The 14,679-nt window shown below is 39.8% G+C and carries 18 protein-coding genes; 9 read left to right on the forward strand and 9 right to left on the reverse strand.

Annotated elements, in window-relative coordinates:
• Window positions 1–41: 41 nt before the first annotated feature.
• Genes A9J31_RS08025 through truA form a run of 3 tightly spaced genes read left to right on the forward strand, consistent with a single transcriptional unit; the run spans window position 42 to window position 3,179 of the window.
• A complete protein-coding gene (locus A9J31_RS08025) occupies window positions 42–1,352 on the forward strand; it encodes a hypothetical protein (protein WP_067763840.1) in 1,311 nt (436 codons plus the stop codon).
• A gap of 31 nt (window positions 1,353–1,383) precedes the next feature.
• A complete protein-coding gene (locus tag A9J31_RS08030; RefSeq protein WP_245668214.1) occupies window positions 1,384–2,364 on the forward strand; it encodes an asparaginase domain-containing protein in 981 nt (326 codons plus the stop codon).
• Between the two features lie 17 nt (window positions 2,365–2,381).
• The gene (gene truA, locus A9J31_RS08035) at window positions 2,382–3,179 is read left to right on the forward strand and encodes a tRNA pseudouridine(38-40) synthase TruA (protein WP_067763844.1); all 798 of its coding nucleotides are present in this window, start codon (window positions 2,382–2,384) and stop codon (window positions 3,177–3,179) included.
• Between the two features lie 146 nt (window positions 3,180–3,325).
• Here truA and A9J31_RS08040 read toward each other — a convergent pair whose 3' ends face one another.
• Window positions 3,326–4,333 carry an AraC family transcriptional regulator gene (locus A9J31_RS08040; RefSeq protein WP_067763848.1) on the reverse strand — a complete coding sequence of 336 codons (1,008 nt, stop codon included), beginning with the start codon at window positions 4,331–4,333 and terminating at the stop codon, window positions 3,326–3,328.
• 231 nt (window positions 4,334–4,564) lie between these two features.
• Here A9J31_RS08040 and infA point away from each other — a divergent pair, with 231 nt between their 5' ends.
• From infA to A9J31_RS08055, 3 genes are all read left to right on the forward strand, one after another.
• Window positions 4,565–4,786: a translation initiation factor IF-1 gene (gene infA, locus A9J31_RS08045; RefSeq protein ID WP_004692529.1), complete on the forward strand. Its 222-nt coding sequence runs from the start codon at window positions 4,565–4,567 to the stop codon at window positions 4,784–4,786.
• A gap of 249 nt (window positions 4,787–5,035) precedes the next feature.
• Window positions 5,036–5,251, forward strand: coding sequence for a hypothetical protein (locus A9J31_RS15655; RefSeq protein WP_162270483.1), 216 nt, complete (start codon window positions 5,036–5,038; stop codon window positions 5,249–5,251).
• 250 nt (window positions 5,252–5,501) lie between these two features.
• On the forward strand, window positions 5,502–5,936 hold the full coding sequence (locus tag A9J31_RS08055; protein WP_245668215.1) for a hypothetical protein: 435 nt from the start codon (window positions 5,502–5,504) through the stop codon (window positions 5,934–5,936).
• 94 nt (window positions 5,937–6,030) lie between these two features.
• Here A9J31_RS08055 and leuB read toward each other — a convergent pair whose 3' ends face one another.
• The 4 genes from leuB to leuC all read right to left on the reverse strand — a co-directional run bounded on the left by leuB (window position 6,031) and on the right by leuC (window position 9,929).
• Entirely contained in the window at window positions 6,031–7,110 is a 1,080-nt protein-coding gene (gene leuB / locus A9J31_RS08060) for a 3-isopropylmalate dehydrogenase (protein ID WP_067763852.1), read from the reverse strand.
• Window positions 7,111–7,151: 41 nt separating this feature from the next.
• Complete coding sequence (locus A9J31_RS08065) at window positions 7,152–7,715, reverse strand: hypothetical protein (protein ID WP_067763855.1); 564 nt, start codon at window positions 7,713–7,715, stop codon at window positions 7,152–7,154.
• 105 nt (window positions 7,716–7,820) lie between these two features.
• Entirely contained in the window at window positions 7,821–8,471 is a 651-nt protein-coding gene (gene leuD / locus A9J31_RS08070) for a 3-isopropylmalate dehydratase small subunit (RefSeq protein WP_067763859.1), read from the reverse strand.
• 24 nt (window positions 8,472–8,495) lie between these two features.
• Window positions 8,496–9,929: a 3-isopropylmalate dehydratase large subunit gene (gene leuC, locus A9J31_RS08075; RefSeq protein WP_067763862.1), complete on the reverse strand. Its 1,434-nt coding sequence runs from the start codon at window positions 9,927–9,929 to the stop codon at window positions 8,496–8,498.
• A 355-nt stretch (window positions 9,930–10,284) separates the two neighbouring features.
• On the opposite strand from leuC, the gene A9J31_RS08080 reads away from it, so the two are divergent.
• Window positions 10,285–10,521 (forward strand): DUF2061 domain-containing protein, encoded by a 237-nt coding sequence (locus A9J31_RS08080; RefSeq protein ID WP_067763865.1) that lies wholly within the window; start codon window positions 10,285–10,287, stop codon window positions 10,519–10,521.
• 101 nt (window positions 10,522–10,622) lie between these two features.
• Here A9J31_RS08080 and A9J31_RS08085 read toward each other — a convergent pair whose 3' ends face one another.
• Complete coding sequence (locus tag A9J31_RS08085) at window positions 10,623–10,820, reverse strand: hypothetical protein (protein ID WP_067763869.1); 198 nt, start codon at window positions 10,818–10,820, stop codon at window positions 10,623–10,625.
• A 645-nt stretch (window positions 10,821–11,465) separates the two neighbouring features.
• On the opposite strand from A9J31_RS08085, the gene A9J31_RS08090 reads away from it, so the two are divergent.
• On the forward strand, window positions 11,466–12,329 hold the full coding sequence (locus tag A9J31_RS08090) for a LysR family transcriptional regulator (RefSeq protein WP_067763872.1): 864 nt from the start codon (window positions 11,466–11,468) through the stop codon (window positions 12,327–12,329).
• Window positions 12,330–12,392: 63 nt separating this feature from the next.
• Here the strand turns inward: A9J31_RS08090 and A9J31_RS08095 are convergent, their stop codons facing one another.
• From A9J31_RS08095 to A9J31_RS08105, 3 genes are all read right to left on the reverse strand, one after another.
• Window positions 12,393–12,635 carry a DUF2789 family protein gene (locus A9J31_RS08095; protein ID WP_067763876.1) on the reverse strand — a complete coding sequence of 81 codons (243 nt, stop codon included), beginning with the start codon at window positions 12,633–12,635 and terminating at the stop codon, window positions 12,393–12,395.
• A gap of 100 nt (window positions 12,636–12,735) precedes the next feature.
• A complete protein-coding gene (locus A9J31_RS08100; RefSeq protein WP_067763879.1) occupies window positions 12,736–13,215 on the reverse strand; it encodes a DUF2628 domain-containing protein in 480 nt (159 codons plus the stop codon).
• A gap of 99 nt (window positions 13,216–13,314) precedes the next feature.
• Window positions 13,315–13,971: an HAD family hydrolase gene (locus A9J31_RS08105; RefSeq protein ID WP_067763883.1), complete on the reverse strand. Its 657-nt coding sequence runs from the start codon at window positions 13,969–13,971 to the stop codon at window positions 13,315–13,317.
• A 181-nt stretch (window positions 13,972–14,152) separates the two neighbouring features.
• Between A9J31_RS08105 and A9J31_RS08110 the strand changes: the two genes are divergently transcribed.
• Window positions 14,153–14,632: an RNA pyrophosphohydrolase gene (locus tag A9J31_RS08110; RefSeq protein ID WP_067763886.1), complete on the forward strand. Its 480-nt coding sequence runs from the start codon at window positions 14,153–14,155 to the stop codon at window positions 14,630–14,632.
• Window positions 14,633–14,679 lie beyond the last annotated feature (47 nt).

Raw genomic sequence — 14,679 nt, forward strand, 5'->3', positions numbered from 1 at the left:
TGAGTGCAACCTTTATCACTCTATCTCCAAGGGGTTAAAACATGCTGATTTATGTGATTCCATTAGTGATCTTAGTGATCGTTTTGGTAATATTGAACAAACGCCAAAAAGACCAAGAATCAGATAAAGCGACAAAGCCAGTAAAGGCAAAGAAAACTGGCACTTCAGCAAAAGCTGCCCCAAAGAAAACCCATGCTGTCGATAATACTGTTATCGAAAAGAAAAAAATGACAGAGCTTACTGCTGATACACGCAGTAAGATTGAAAAGCTCATTGCTGAGCGTAATTTCTTTTCAGCAGAAGCACAAATCAACCAATCGCTCAAAAAAGACAATTCGCAGCATGAATTGTATTTATATCTTTTAGACATTCATATTTTACAAAAAGATGAATTTGCGATCAGTCAATTACTCAGCCACATCCGTTCATTAGAATTAGATGACATTCTTGAACAAGCGGAAGTAAAAAAAGCTGAGTACGAATGCAATAAAGAGCAAAAAGACGACAGTATTAATTTTGTATCACCTGTAGTTGAAGAGACAACGCCGTCTACTAGCGCAAAAAATACGGCTGATTTTGATGCATTGATGGAGACGACAACAGCTCCTGCAGCAGAAAGCAAGGTTGAAGAAATTAAGCCACTTGATTTCAATTTCAGTTCAGCTCCAAAAGTTCAATCTGAAGTGGTTGAGAAACCGACTCAGGTAGAAGATATTAAGCCTTTAGAGTTTGAATCATTCACCACTCAAGACAAGCCAGTTATTACTGAGACAGCACCATTAATAACACCAACAGAAACTGCAGTTGATGAAATCAAACCGCTTGATTTCAATATGGACTTTGCACCATCAACTTCGTCAACAACTCAGCCTGTTGAAGCACTTAATGCGACTCAAGATAAAATTGAACCACTTGATTTCTCTTTCACCACAGATGTACCAAAAACTGAAGAAGCTAAAGTTGAAGAACCGACATTAAGTTTTGATTTAACGGATTTTGACACAGCAAAGCAGGAAGAACAGCCTGCAACTGCATTAGACTTCAAACTTGATACTATTCCATCAGTTGAAGATAAGCCTGCAGTAGCACCTTCTACAGGCCTAAGTTTTGATATTAGTGGTGTAAGTGCACCAGTTGTTGCATCTACAACTGATCATAATGATCCGCTGGTACAATCATTCCCTGAGTTGCTTGAAGTCAATGAAGCACAACTCAATATTGAACTTGCAGAGCAATATGTGAAATTAGGTGCTTACCAAGCTGCTCGTGATGTATTGGCAGAGAAAGAAGCTGAGTTTTCAACTGAACAACGCCAACAGGCAGAACAGTTACTGAATCAGATCGCATCTTAAGCAAAAGCCATTTAAAATAAAGCAGTCTTCCATGACTGCTTTTTTTATGATGAAAAAAATAGCTCTAATTTATATGGGTGGTACTTTTGGCTGTGTGGGTGAGCCGCTCAGCCCGATGCCTGCTGATGACTTTATTCCAAAACTCAAACATGTCCTACCCTTGCATCTTGATATTGAATGTTTTGTCGCATCCATCATACGGGATAGCAGTGCTTGCACTGCACCTGATTGGCTTACTCTCATCCATCAAATACAGCAACTTCAGTTACAACAATTCCAACATTTTGTCGTCATTCATGGTACTGACACTTTAAGTTACGCAAGTGCTGTATTGGCCCATTTTATAGGTCAATCTGCACATGTGGTCCTCACAGGCAGTCAGTATCCACTCTTTACTGTTTCAGGCGATAATACCCGCGAATTTACCGATGCAATTGATAATCTAAATTTTGCATTGGAATCTGTTCATACATCATCTGTGGGTGTGTATTTAGCATTTCACCATCATTTATATCATGCGCGATCAGCCTTAAAGGTACACACAACTGAACTGAAAGCCTTTGATGGCATAGATGCATCATTGCCAATTTCTTCAACTGATGCAGCTGTGATCATCAACGAACATATGCTAGAAAAGGCCGAAGCATTTAGCTGTGTCAGCTATATGTGGCAACCCATTGCTCCTGCATTGCAAGTCGCAAATTTAAAAGCATTTTTACAACAACCGCCCGACGCCTTAATTTTGCAAGGTTTTGGTACAGGCAATATTTCAATTAATGCTGAACTTTTAGACTTATTCAAATCACTACAAAACAAAGGTTGCGCCATTCTACTCAGTACACAAGTGATTTTTGGCAGAATTGATCAACGCTATGCAATAAGCGAATGGGTACAACAAAGTGGGCTCTTGGTGAGTAATTGCTATGGGCATGCAGATCTTTATGCCAAATGCTTAAAAATGTATTTACAATACGACAGCGCAGCAGAATGGTCAGCGCATTGGAATGACTAAGGTAATTTGAGGTAACTATGCAACGTTTTGCAATTGGGATTGAGTTTTGTGGCATGCAGTATAAAGGCTGGCAAACTCAGCAACCGGGTGTACCAAGCGTGCAAGAAACCATTGAAACTGTCTTAAGTAAAGTTGCCAATGAACCGATTATGCTGCATGGCGCGGGTCGTACCGATGCAGGCGTACATGCCACCAATATGGTTGCGCATTTTGATACGAATGCGATTCGTCCTATTCGTGGCTGGCTCATGGGCAGTAATAGCCAACTGCCGAAAGACATCTCAATCCAATGGATTAAAGAGATGGATCACGAATTTCATGCGCGCTTCAAAGCGCAAGCACGACGTTATCGCTATGTGGTCTATAACAATCCCCAGCGCCCAGCCTTATTGCATAAACAAGTGACGCATGTATATGCCCAACTTGATGTTGCCAAAATGCAGCAAGCAGCAACAAAGTTTGAAGGCACACATAATTTTGAAAGCTTTCGTGCCGCTGCCTGTCAATCCAATCAGCCAGTGCGCCATGTACGTCACTGCCGCCTCATTCAACATGGCTGCTATTTAGTGCTTGATATTCAAGCTGATGGATTTTTACACCATATGGTTCGCAACATCATGGGCTGCCTCCTTGAAGTCGGTCAGGGCATGTATGAGGTTGACCATATTGACGCGATTTTTGCCGCAGAAGACCGTAAAGCAGCAGGCGTGACTGCGCCACCAGATGGTTTATATTTCATTCACGCAGACTATCCTGCACAGTTTGAATTACCTAAAGTTCCACTAGGGCCACATTGGTTAAATATGCCTGAGTAAAAAATCCCTCCCAGCGTCACTTTTATAAAGGGAGGAGCAATCCTTCATCTTAAACTTGGGTTTAGAAAGCCCCTATTTGAAAATAAGAGGCACTCTCCTCCTTTATTAAAGGAGGGATTGGGGGAGGATTTTATCGAAGAATAACCTTAACGCTGCTTACGCTTACGATATTCCACAGGCGTTTCATTGGTCCAGCGTTTAAACGCGCGGTAGAACGTACTCGGCTCAGAAAAGCCGGTTAAATAGACAATGCGTTCAACACTTTCATTGGTATTCGCCAACAGTTTTTTCGCTAAACGACAGCGATAATCTGACAAGATTTGCTGGAAGCTGGTATTGGCTTCAGACAACTGAGTACGTAAGCGACGTGGTGTAATATTCAACTGAGCAGCGACTGTTTCTAGCGTTGTTTCCCCACTTTCAAGAGTTGAACCAATAGCACGTCGAACTTCACCCACCAAGTCATAGCGCGCCAATTCCTGCAATTTTTCAATCGCCAATTGTTCATGTAATTGTAATAGCTCAGGTTCTGCCTGCCACAACTGATATTCCAAAATGGCAGGATCAAAATACAGACGCGTTTCTTTCTGCCCTAGACTAACTGGGCATTCATAAATACGGAAATATTCATCATCCGATGCACCCTGACTAAAATTAAAGTCAATATAAATCGGTTGAAAACGCCCTTCTGTAATGAACTTAAAAAAACGTAAAACGCCAGATAAAGCGCATTCAGAAAAATGGCGATTGACAATGTTTTCTGCCCATGGCTGTTCACCATTGGTCAAATAACAACGGTCATCTTCAATGACTAATTTGGCATGAAAAGCATCGCTAATTAGACGTTGATAAGCCAAAGCACGCTTAAGCCCTTCACCAAAATTTTCAGATGAAATAAACAGGTGCTCAATCACTTGTCCGCGATATAAAGGCAAATGTTCACCGAGATGCAATCCGATGTCAGGATCCTTACTGACTTCTTCTGCAGCCACCCAAAAGGCAAATTGCGCGTTGAGCGGGGTACGGTCATTGGTTTCGACCTGATTTAAAGCGACACCCGCTTTTGTTAAAATTTCTTCTGTTGGTAATCCTGCACGACGAATCGCTTGATACCCCAAACGCAGTACAACAGATGCATCAGTTAGCTGACCCACTCCAGAACCTTCCTTGTATGTACTTCATTTATACCTAAAAAGATTGAATTTAGATTAACTGCGATTGACCAAACTGACAACAGTTAGCTGATCTTTTTTGTAGAAAATATTTAACTGATTTGTTCGCTTATTTAACTGACAGTCGATCACTGCAAAACCTGTAATGGCTTGTATTTCGCAAAAGAATTGACTATAATTTGCGCCTTTCCAATTTATTCTTTTAGGTAGGCTATGGCCAATAAAGAGGAACTCATCGAGTTCGAAGGCGTTGTCACCGAGACGCTTCCTAATACTATGTTCCGTGTACGTTTAGAAAACGGTCATGAAGTGATTGCTCACATCTCTGGTAAAATGCGTAAACATTACATCCGTATTTTGACTGGCGATAGTGTTAAAGTAGAAATGACTCCTTATGATTTATCTAAGGGTCGTATCACTTATCGTGCACGCTAAGTTTTAGCGAAAGCAAAAAAGCCACTGAAAATAGTGGCTTTTTTAATGTCTGCACAATCAATTCTAAAAGATCAAAACTTTAAAATTTGACTATTTATTCAGCTTAATCCCACTCATCCTATGGAATTACACGTGGTAACAATTACTTTAATTTCATCCAGATGCAATAACACAAACAATAATGAAGAACTTTATCATGTAAAAATATTTTGCATTTATATAGCACTGCCGCTGACAACTTGTGCAACAATGAAGCAAGAAAAATTAGATCAATCCCTACAACAATATATTGGACAGTCTGTCATACAAGTACAACAGCAACTCAATTTAACCCAAATGGGTTATCGTCAGGCAGCAGCAACCGTGCAAACTAAAAATACACTCACTTATACCATCTTGCATAATATGTATGGTTTTATCATATGCATGTTCCTATTGATACGCCCAATATCGGCACAAGCGTGACAATGGGAGCTGCCATACCTCCCCCCATCTAAAAGCAATCTCAGCGTTGAAATGAAATGCCAAATTCAATTTAAATTAGAAAATAATGTCGTACAGTCTGTACATTACATTGGAAAGGCATGTTGATTTCTTGCAATATGCTTTGATATGAGTGTGGTCTAATAGCGTTGCCATATATCAAATTCATACACTTATTACGCTCACAACGGATTAAACTAAGAATTATTGTTGTTTCGTGAGGCTGTATTCCATGAAATTAAGCATGATTTTTCCTTTAGGTTTTTTGCATCTTCACTTTGGTTCCGTAGCTATCTGCAGCGCCATTCTGTTGTCAGCTTGTGCAGCGACATCAACAGTGCCAAGTTACGAGCGACATCGCTATTTAGAGTCATTTATTGGAAAGTCCAGTGAGACGATCCGTACTCAACTCAATTTAAGCCAATTAGGCTATCAAAATATCAGCCCCGCCGAATTACATCCAGATCGTTTGAGTTACCGAGTAGCACGACCTGTTAGTATTCCCCTCCCCATGGCGGACAATCCTGCTATGGGCATAGGCAGTGGTGCAGCTGTACCTATTCCGAGTGGCACGCATAGTTATGATGTCGAGCTAAGTTGCTTAATTGAATTCAAACTGAAAAATAATATTGCGACCGATGTGCAATTCACTGGGCGAACTTGCTAATTTAGTAGTAACTCTGCATATATTGCTATCCGGCATTTTTTCCAAAACATAAAAAACGCAGCGTTAAGCTGCGTTTTTTCAATTCAATGAAAACTTAGTTCAATGCTGTTACTACAGCTTGACCCATTTCCACTGTACCGACTTTCGTACTGCCTTCAGACATAATGTCACCTGTACGTAAGCCTTGATCCAAAACATTACCTACAGCATCTTCAATCGCTTTAGCGGCAGCTTCTTCACGGAATGTGTAACGAAGCATCATCGCAACAGAAAGAATTGTCGCTAATGGGTTAGCAATGTTTTGACCTGCGATGTCAGGCGCAGAACCATGACATGGCTCATACATACCTTTACCATTTTCATCCAAAGATGCTGATGGCAACATACCAATTGAGCCCGTTAACATCGCCGCTTCGTCCGATAAAATATCACCGAATAAGTTACCAGTTACGATCACATCAAACTGTTTCGGTGCGCGTACCAATTGCATTGCAGCATTGTCTACATACATATGAGACAAGTTGATTTCTGGGTATTGTTCTTCTTTCAATGCAGTAACGGTTTGTTTCCAAAGCTCAGTCACTTCAAGCACGTTGGCTTTATCTACCGAACATACTTTACCGCCACGTAAGTTAGCCATTTCAAAAGCAACTTTGGCAATACGTTTAATTTCAGACTCAGCATAAACGTCGGTGTTGAAACCTTGTTTTTCACCGTTTTCAAGCTCACGAATACCACGTGGTTGACCGAAGTAAATACCACCAGTCAATTCACGTACGATAAGAATATCCAAACCTGACACGATTTCAGGTTTCAAACTTGAAGCATCTGCCAATTGTGGATAAAGAATCGCTGGACGTAAATTCGCGAATAAATTTAATTCTGAGCGAATTTTTAACAAACCACGTTCTGGACGGATTGAACGTTCAATACTATCCCACTTCGGACCACCGACTGCACCTAACAAAATAGCATCAGCTTTTTTTGCTTGCGCTGCTGTTACGTCAGGGTATGGTGAACCATGTGCATCAATTGCTGCGCCACCTAATAAACCTTGTTCCCAAGTCAAACCTAAGTTGAATTTTTCATTCACACGTGTAAGCACTTGTTCAGCCGCTTTCACGATTTCAGGACCAATACCATCACCTGGTAAAATCAAAATATGTTTTGACATGAGTGTTTCCATTTATACGCTGGCTTTATTACCAGTCAGATTTAAAGTTTTTTTTCTACGAACTCACCAAGTCCTGTTAAGACATTGTATGGGCGGCAGAAACGTCGAATGGTCTTTTTTTCCTGAATCAAATCAACACATAAAGGATCTGGCGCAGATACAGCCAATAAACTGCCTTTTTGCTTTGAACGATCACGGAACATTTTAAAACTATACTGCTGCTTGGCTCTAAAATTATGAATCACATGCAGAGATTCCGCTTTATCTGTTGAAATTGGATAAAATCGAATCACCACTTCATGCTGTCCCGGTGGCACAGAAAGATATAATGCATTCGGATCTGATAACGAATGGCCATTTAAACGGACAATGCCCGCTTTAATTGCAGCGCGTTGAACGTGGTGATTACTCGAATCAACCACCATTAATTTATCAAAACGCTCAAACTCACACGTCGCTCGACCTACGCAACGAATGACTGCATTATTTTTCGTGCTTTCAGTTTCTTTCACATTTTTAATGCGTGCTGTGTCAATGGTTTGACATGCACCCAGTGATGCTAGCACCACGCCTGTAACAATCAGCTGACCGAAGAACTTTCGCATTATTCGAACCCAACCTGTTCAATTCTGACTAACGTATAAATTTTGTTATGTCTGATATTAACAAGAGTTGGACATAGATACTACAGCGAAGTTCTTGGTCCATACTTAGGCTTTAATCTCAGCAAAAACCCAAGGTCGTGATTGCTTGGTTTTTTCTTCATAAGCTCGAATATCATCTGCAGCTTGCAAAGTTAGACCAATATCATCCAAACCATTTAATAAACAGTGTTTGCGAAATGGATCAACTTCAAATTTGAATGCTTCGCCTGTCGGGGTACGAACTTCTTGTGCTTCTAGATCAATGATTAATTGATAGCCTTCAGTCGCAAAACATTCTTTAAAAAGTTGATCTACAATCTCTTCAGACAAAATCACGGGCAACATGCCATTTTTAAAGCTGTTGTTATAGAAAATGTCTGCATAGCTTGGCGCAATCACAGTACGGAAACCGTATTCTTCCAAAGCCCACGGCGCATGTTCACGGCTAGAACCACAACCAAAGTTGGCACGTGAAATCAAGATTGATGCACCTTGATAACGAGCTTGGTTTAATGCGAAATCTGGGTTTAATGGACGTTTTGAGTTATCTAAGCCCAAATAACCTTCATCTAAATAACGCAATTCATCAAATAAGTTTTCACCAAAACCAGTGCGTTTGATTGATTTCAAGAACTGTTTTGGAATGATTAAATCAGTATCGACATTGGCACGGTCTAAAGGTGCAACGATACCTTGTTCAACGGTATATTTTTTCATGCTGTTTGCTCCTAGCTGCCAATATTAGAAAGAACGTACATCAACAAAGTGACCTGCAATTGCGGCTGCTGCTGCCATTGCTGGGCTTACTAAGTGAGTGCGACCGCCATTGCCTTGACGACCTTCAAAGTTACGGTTCGATGTTGATGCACAGTGCTCACCCGGTTGTAATTTGTCAGCGTTCATCGCTAAGCACATTGAACAACCTGGCTCACGCCATTCAAAACCAGCTTCGATTAAGATCTTGTCTAAACCTTCAGCTTCAGCTTGTGCTTTCACTAAACCTGAACCCGGCACAACCATCGCTTGTTTAATACTTGATGCAACTTTTTTGCCTTTTGCAATTTCTGCTGCTGCACGAATATCTTCAATACGCGAGTTGGTGCAAGAACCAATAAACACACGGTCTAATTGAATATCTGCTAACGCCTGACCTGCGGTTAAACCCATGTAATTATACGCACGTGTCCAGTCATTACGCTGAACATCATCCTTTGCTTGTTCTAAGGTTGGCACAGCTTGAGTCACAGGAATCACCATCTCAGGAGACGTTCCCCAAGACACTTGTGGCTCAATTTCTTCACCTTGCAATACCACAACGGTATCAAAGTGTGCATCTTCATCGGAATGCAAAGTATTCCAGTATGCAACTGCTTGATCCCACTGCTCACCTTTCGGTGCATAAGGACGATTTTTCACATATTCAATGGTTTTGTCATCGACAGCGACCATACCCACACGGGCACCGCCTTCGATTGCCATATTACATACGGTCATACGGCCTTCAATCGACATATCACGGAACACTTGACCACCAAATTCAATCGCGTGACCTGTACCACCTGCGGTACCAATTTTACCAATAATCGCTAAAACCACGTCTTTAGATGTTACGCCTTGACCTAATTGACCATCAACACGTACCAACATGTTTTTCATTTTCTTTTGAACTAAGCATTGAGTTGCCAATACATGTTCAACTTCAGATGTACCAATACCATGTGCCAAGCAACCAAATGCACCATGTGTCGCAGTATGCGAGTCACCACATACCACGGTCATACCAGGCAAAGTTAAACCTTGCTCAGGCCCGACCACATGTGCAATCCCTTGACGCACGTCATTAATGTCAAATTGCGCAACATTAAAAGTTTTGCAGTTATCATCTAAAGTTTGTACTTGAATACGTGAAGTATCATCTTCAATACCAGCAATACCTTCAGAACGTTCTTTTTTAGAAGTAGGTACGTTATGGTCAGGTGTTGCAACGTTTGCACTTAAACGCCAAGGTGCACGACCTGCAAGCTGTAGACCTTCAAATGCTTGTGGTGAAGTTACTTCATGCAATAAATGACGGTCGATATATAATAATGAAGAGCCATCATCTCGTTGTTTTACTAAATGGTCATCCCACAATTTGTCATACAATGTTTGTGCTTTTTGGGTTTCGCCTGCCATGTCGATTTGCTCCACTGGACTGGGTAAATTCTTTCGTTAAATCGATTATAACGAGCTATTAACATAAATCTAATTTATCATTTTTATTAGTTTAAAAACTTATAGGAATGATAAAAAGTCAGTGATTTCACTGCTTTTTTAAATCTAATTATCTAGCTGAAAACAGCGCCAATTCTGGCTTAACGCCTAGTTTCTCTTCGACATTTCGCCTGCATTTTTATAAGCATAATCATTCTGCAAAGGCATAATTAAAAAATTCAATGATGATAAATTGAAATTTCTCTTTTACAACGCAAATAAGAATCATTATTATTAAATCAAGCCAAAATGAATTGATTAAACAAGGAGCATTCTCATGGCACACATTAACAAATTCGTCGAAAACAATCAGCGCATGTTTAAGAAAACATTGAGCTATTACATCATGCACATTACGGTTGCGATGCTTGTTGGTTATTTTGTCACTGGCAGCTGGGCAATGGCTATTACTTTAAGTTTACTTGAACCGACTGTTCAAGCATTTGCCTTCTTCTTCCACGAAAAAGCTTGGGAAAAGAAAGATAAAATTGATCAGGAAAATATTCCCGCTTAATTTCCTTTCGCTGTTCCTTGTTCAAAACCACCCTCGGGTGGTTTTTTTATTCTGCATCACGTTTATAGAGCAGGATTGTCACAACTGTAAATCCGATGAGACTACAATTTATCTTGCTGTGTTTCATGCGCATGCACTAACTGCTCAATTGCAATAAGTAACTGTGTTTTCGCTGCATTACATTCAGCTGCGGCTTGATTTTCATCATCTTCATCGTCTGCAAGTTCATATACGGCACAGCGCTTTTCAACCGTACCTTCAAAAATGTCCAGTAGATTTTTTATATGTTTAAGATCCATATCTTTATCCCTCAAGGAAAATATCAACAAGTTCTGCACATTTTCCAGTTTTATGTCTAATGTTCAGAATCATTCAATTTGATTCGCGCCAATACTTCAAACAGTTGATTCAAGTCGAAAACAGCCTTTCTATTATTCTTAAAATTGCTATTTAAATTTTTCTATAAATTAGCACTGAAATTCGCCTAAGTTACGAGTTGTCTTTGACTTCATTGAGTACATTCAAACCATGCCTCAATGCCTGTACTCACACTATTATGCACATTGTCATCAATGCATAAATCAGAGACTTTGTAACAACGAATGAAGAAAAAAATACATATCTAAAAAATAACTTTAATGAAAGAAAATTTGCTCATTCAGCGCATTTTTTCAAATCTTAGCTGAGTCTCGCTGTAACCAGATGTTAGTCACGACATGAATGATTAAAAGCGCCTCATTCGCCCTTTTATGGAACGAATTTATTTAAAGTGATTAGAAAACGATAACTTAAATAAAAATAACCCTGTGTTACTTATGCAAAATAATGATAGCAAACGTAATGAATGCTTAGTTTTAAATCAAAAGATACAACTTTCCCTTTGATTTATTCTTAAAATATTATAACAATGCATATAAGCATAAAAATTCTTTATAGGAATGAAGATGAATCTCGCAGCCTTTGAAGCCTTTGTAAAAGTCATGGAAACTGGTTCGATCTCCTTGGCAGCAGATCAACTCTTCATTACCCAACCTGCTGTCACCAAACGTATTCATAGTTTAGAAGAATACTTTGGCGTGAAATTATTTGAATCTGCTGGTCGTGGTGTACAAGCTACGCATGCTGCAAATTCACTTTTGCCAAAAGTAAAAAGCTGGTTGAATGAATTGGGTGATATTCACCATACCTTGAGCCATGAACAAGGTCAGGTACAAGGCAAATTAAAAATTGGTACTAGCCATCACATTGGTTTACATCATTTGCCACACCACTTACAGCGCTATGTACAACAATATCCTGAAGTGACTTTAGACGTGCATTTTGTTGATTCAGAACAAGCACATGAGCAAGTCCTTGCAGGCGATCTTGAATTGGCATTTTTAACCTTGCCACCGCAAGGTGATAGTCGTTTGAAATACATTACGACTTGGAATGATCCATTGGTATTTGTGGTATCACCTTTCCATCCTTTAGCACAAATTGAACATTTAACTTTAGAAGATTTGATTCAATACCCAAGTCTATTGCCTGCTGCACAGACTTATACCAGTCAAATCACTCTAGCTGAATTTGAAAAGCATGGACTCAAACCAAAAGTAACCATGAGTAACAATTCTCTTGAATCAATTCGAATGTTGGTATCGATTGGTCTAGGTTGGTCAGTTTTACCTAAAACATTATTGAACCAGGACTTAAAACAGTTAGATTTAGCTTCGAATATGAATCGTAAATTAGGGATTGTTTGGCATCCAGGCCGTACCCAATCTCGTGCTGCTGAAAAATTAGTTGAATTGATGAAAGATATTTAATGCTTCAATAGACAAAGCAAAAGCCACCTGTACGGTGGCTTTTTTTATAACAAAAAAAGGAATCTATTTTGTCACTGAATCTTCATGCAAAGATTCATTGAGCTGATCGATAATAATCGCCCATTCACCATCAGACTTAATTTTTTCTGCCAAAAATTGACGCTGCCCCTCAGTCCAATAATCAGCTTCAGTAATTTTGGTATGCGCACTCAATTGATGGGTCACAATAAACAAAGCAATTGCTTCTTCGCTTGACTCCAAGCCTAGCTGTTCAAATAGATTCGTCATACGTGGACGTACACTCATTGTTATGCTCCTCAGCCGATTTTATTGGGATGTTTTAATCTTCAATTGTTCTGCTCTAAGAGATATAACATGGAACATCCATGTACTCAATTATAGAATTCTATAGCGGTGAAAAATGAATAAAAGGCAGGCTCAACATCACCACCACCACGATTTGAATAAATAACCATAACACAGGTACGCCTAGACTTACGCCACCTTCTTCAGCAAAGACCTTTTCATTGTATTTGGGGTGATTCATATAAGCTTTGGTTTTTTGCTGTGCAAATTTGAGGTACAAATCTTTGCCCATCAAGCCAATCAATATGTTAGGTACAAATGACAATGCGGCAATGGATTGTACAGATAGTCCAACAATTTCCACTACCAATCCCACCACGAACATAATTGCAAGCCACAAGAAGAAGTAGCTATACATTTTGCGATATAGCAGCCAATACACCCCAAAAATTAAACCCGCCCAGCTCAAAGCTAATGGTTTCGTTGTCACATTTTTCTGTTCAAGATAACTTAAATAGTGTGCTGCTCTTGGCCCAATAAAAATACGTAGTAAATGTTTAAAATTTTCTGCTGGCTGCATAAAAAGAAAAATTAAAGGAATATTAAGCTTAGTGTAGCGAATATTCGCTACATAAAAAAAGCACCCGAAGGTGCTTTAAATGACACTGCTGTAAAACTGTTAAGCTTGGATTGACCAATCCTGAATATCCCAGCCCTGTTCTTTGGCTAAAATTTCTAAGCGATCATCTGGGTTGACTGCAATCGCATGATCCGCATATTCCAATAAGAATCGATCATTGATTGAATCTGAATAAGCCCAAGATTCCGTCACATCACGGCCTTCAAGCCATTGATTGAGACGTACTAATTTGCCCTTTTGGTAGCACGGGGTATTGATCACTTTTCCTGTGTATTTACCATCCACAATTTCTGCATTTGTAGCGATAATTTCGGTAATACCAAACTCACGGAAAATCGGGGCGGTAATAAAATCAGATGTTGCTGTAATCCCAACCAATTGATGGCCCGCCTCTTGATGGCGTTGAATTGCTGCAAAACCTTCAGGGCGCATTTGTGCACGAATCACTTTTTTCATGAACAGTTCATGCAACTCAGTTAAATAAGAGGTGTCATGCTGCGTTAAAAACTGAAAGACAAATTCATTGTAAGCAATTGGATCAAGCTGACCTTTTTTATAATCGTCATAAAACTTGTCATTCATAGCACGGTGATGAATCGGATCAACCAAGCCTTCATTGACCAAAAACTCTCCCCATGAATGGTCTGAGTCGGTATTTAATAAGGTGTGATCAAGGTCAAACAGTGCCAATTTCATGAAAATACTCGTAAAAGCTGAAATTTAAGAAAAAAATTGTAAATCTATCTCCGCTAGTCGATAGAAATTCGTTAAGATCATAACAATTTTAACATTTTTACACTTTGCTTTTTCGAGATGGACACAGAAATAAACGTCCCCGAGCACAAAGTCATAAATTACACAATTTTTAGGTAGCCAAATGATCGATTCAGAAGGTTTCCGACCCAACGTCGGGATCATTTTGGCAAACGACATTGGACAAGTTTTATGGGCAAAGCGCATTGGTCACAATGCTTGGCAATTTCCACAAGGTGGTATCCAACATGGAGAAACCCCCGAACAGGCACTTTACCGTGAGCTGAGAGAAGAAGTTGGCTTACTGCCCGAACACGTCCAGGTGATAGCACAAACCCAAGGGTGGTTGCGCTATCGTTTGCCGCATCGGTATATACGCACGGATTCAGACCCTGTATGTATTGGTCAAAAACAAAAGTGGTTTTTACTTAAACTGACGGCTTCAGCACACAATATTCAGCTGGATTTGTCAGACCCACCAGAGTTTGATCAATGGCAATGGGTCAGCTACTGGTATCCATTGGGTCAGGTCGTGAATTTTAAGCGTGATGTATACCGCAAAGCCATGGTGGAACTGTGCAATCAGCTTCCACGGAAACCATAAAAATTTGCCCAGCTTGTGCAGATTTTTTAGATGAGTGTTGTTATAAA

This window comes from Acinetobacter gandensis (assembly GCF_001678755.1).
Lineage (GTDB): Bacteria > Pseudomonadota > Gammaproteobacteria > Pseudomonadales > Moraxellaceae > Acinetobacter > Acinetobacter gandensis.

Coding starts and splice junctions, on each gene's coding strand:
- A9J31_RS08025 (WP_067763840.1), top strand. CDS start 42: ATGCTGATTTATGTGATTCCATTAGTGATCTTAGTGATCGTTTTGGTA.
- A9J31_RS08030 (WP_245668214.1), top strand. CDS start 1,384: ATGACTGCTTTTTTTATGATGAAAAAAATAGCTCTAATTTATATGGGT.
- truA (WP_067763844.1), top strand. CDS start 2,382: ATGCAACGTTTTGCAATTGGGATTGAGTTTTGTGGCATGCAGTATAAA.
- infA (WP_004692529.1), top strand. CDS start 4,565: ATGGCCAATAAAGAGGAACTCATCGAGTTCGAAGGCGTTGTCACCGAG.
- A9J31_RS15655 (WP_162270483.1), top strand. CDS start 5,036: ATGAAGCAAGAAAAATTAGATCAATCCCTACAACAATATATTGGACAG.
- A9J31_RS08055 (WP_245668215.1), top strand. CDS start 5,502: ATGAAATTAAGCATGATTTTTCCTTTAGGTTTTTTGCATCTTCACTTT.
- leuB (WP_067763852.1), bottom strand. CDS start 7,110: ATGTCAAAACATATTTTGATTTTACCAGGTGATGGTATTGGTCCTGAA.
- A9J31_RS08065 (WP_067763855.1), bottom strand. CDS start 7,715: ATGCGAAAGTTCTTCGGTCAGCTGATTGTTACAGGCGTGGTGCTAGCA.
- leuD (WP_067763859.1), bottom strand. CDS start 8,471: ATGAAAAAATATACCGTTGAACAAGGTATCGTTGCACCTTTAGACCGT.
- leuC (WP_067763862.1), bottom strand. CDS start 9,929: ATGGCAGGCGAAACCCAAAAAGCACAAACATTGTATGACAAATTGTGG.
- A9J31_RS08080 (WP_067763865.1), top strand. CDS start 10,285: ATGGCACACATTAACAAATTCGTCGAAAACAATCAGCGCATGTTTAAG.
- A9J31_RS08085 (WP_067763869.1), bottom strand. CDS start 10,820: ATGGATCTTAAACATATAAAAAATCTACTGGACATTTTTGAAGGTACG.
- A9J31_RS08090 (WP_067763872.1), top strand. CDS start 11,466: ATGAATCTCGCAGCCTTTGAAGCCTTTGTAAAAGTCATGGAAACTGGT.
- A9J31_RS08095 (WP_067763876.1), bottom strand. CDS start 12,635: ATGAGTGTACGTCCACGTATGACGAATCTATTTGAACAGCTAGGCTTG.
- A9J31_RS08100 (WP_067763879.1), bottom strand. CDS start 13,215: ATGCAGCCAGCAGAAAATTTTAAACATTTACTACGTATTTTTATTGGG.
- A9J31_RS08105 (WP_067763883.1), bottom strand. CDS start 13,971: ATGAAATTGGCACTGTTTGACCTTGATCACACCTTATTAAATACCGAC.
- A9J31_RS08110 (WP_067763886.1), top strand. CDS start 14,153: ATGATCGATTCAGAAGGTTTCCGACCCAACGTCGGGATCATTTTGGCA.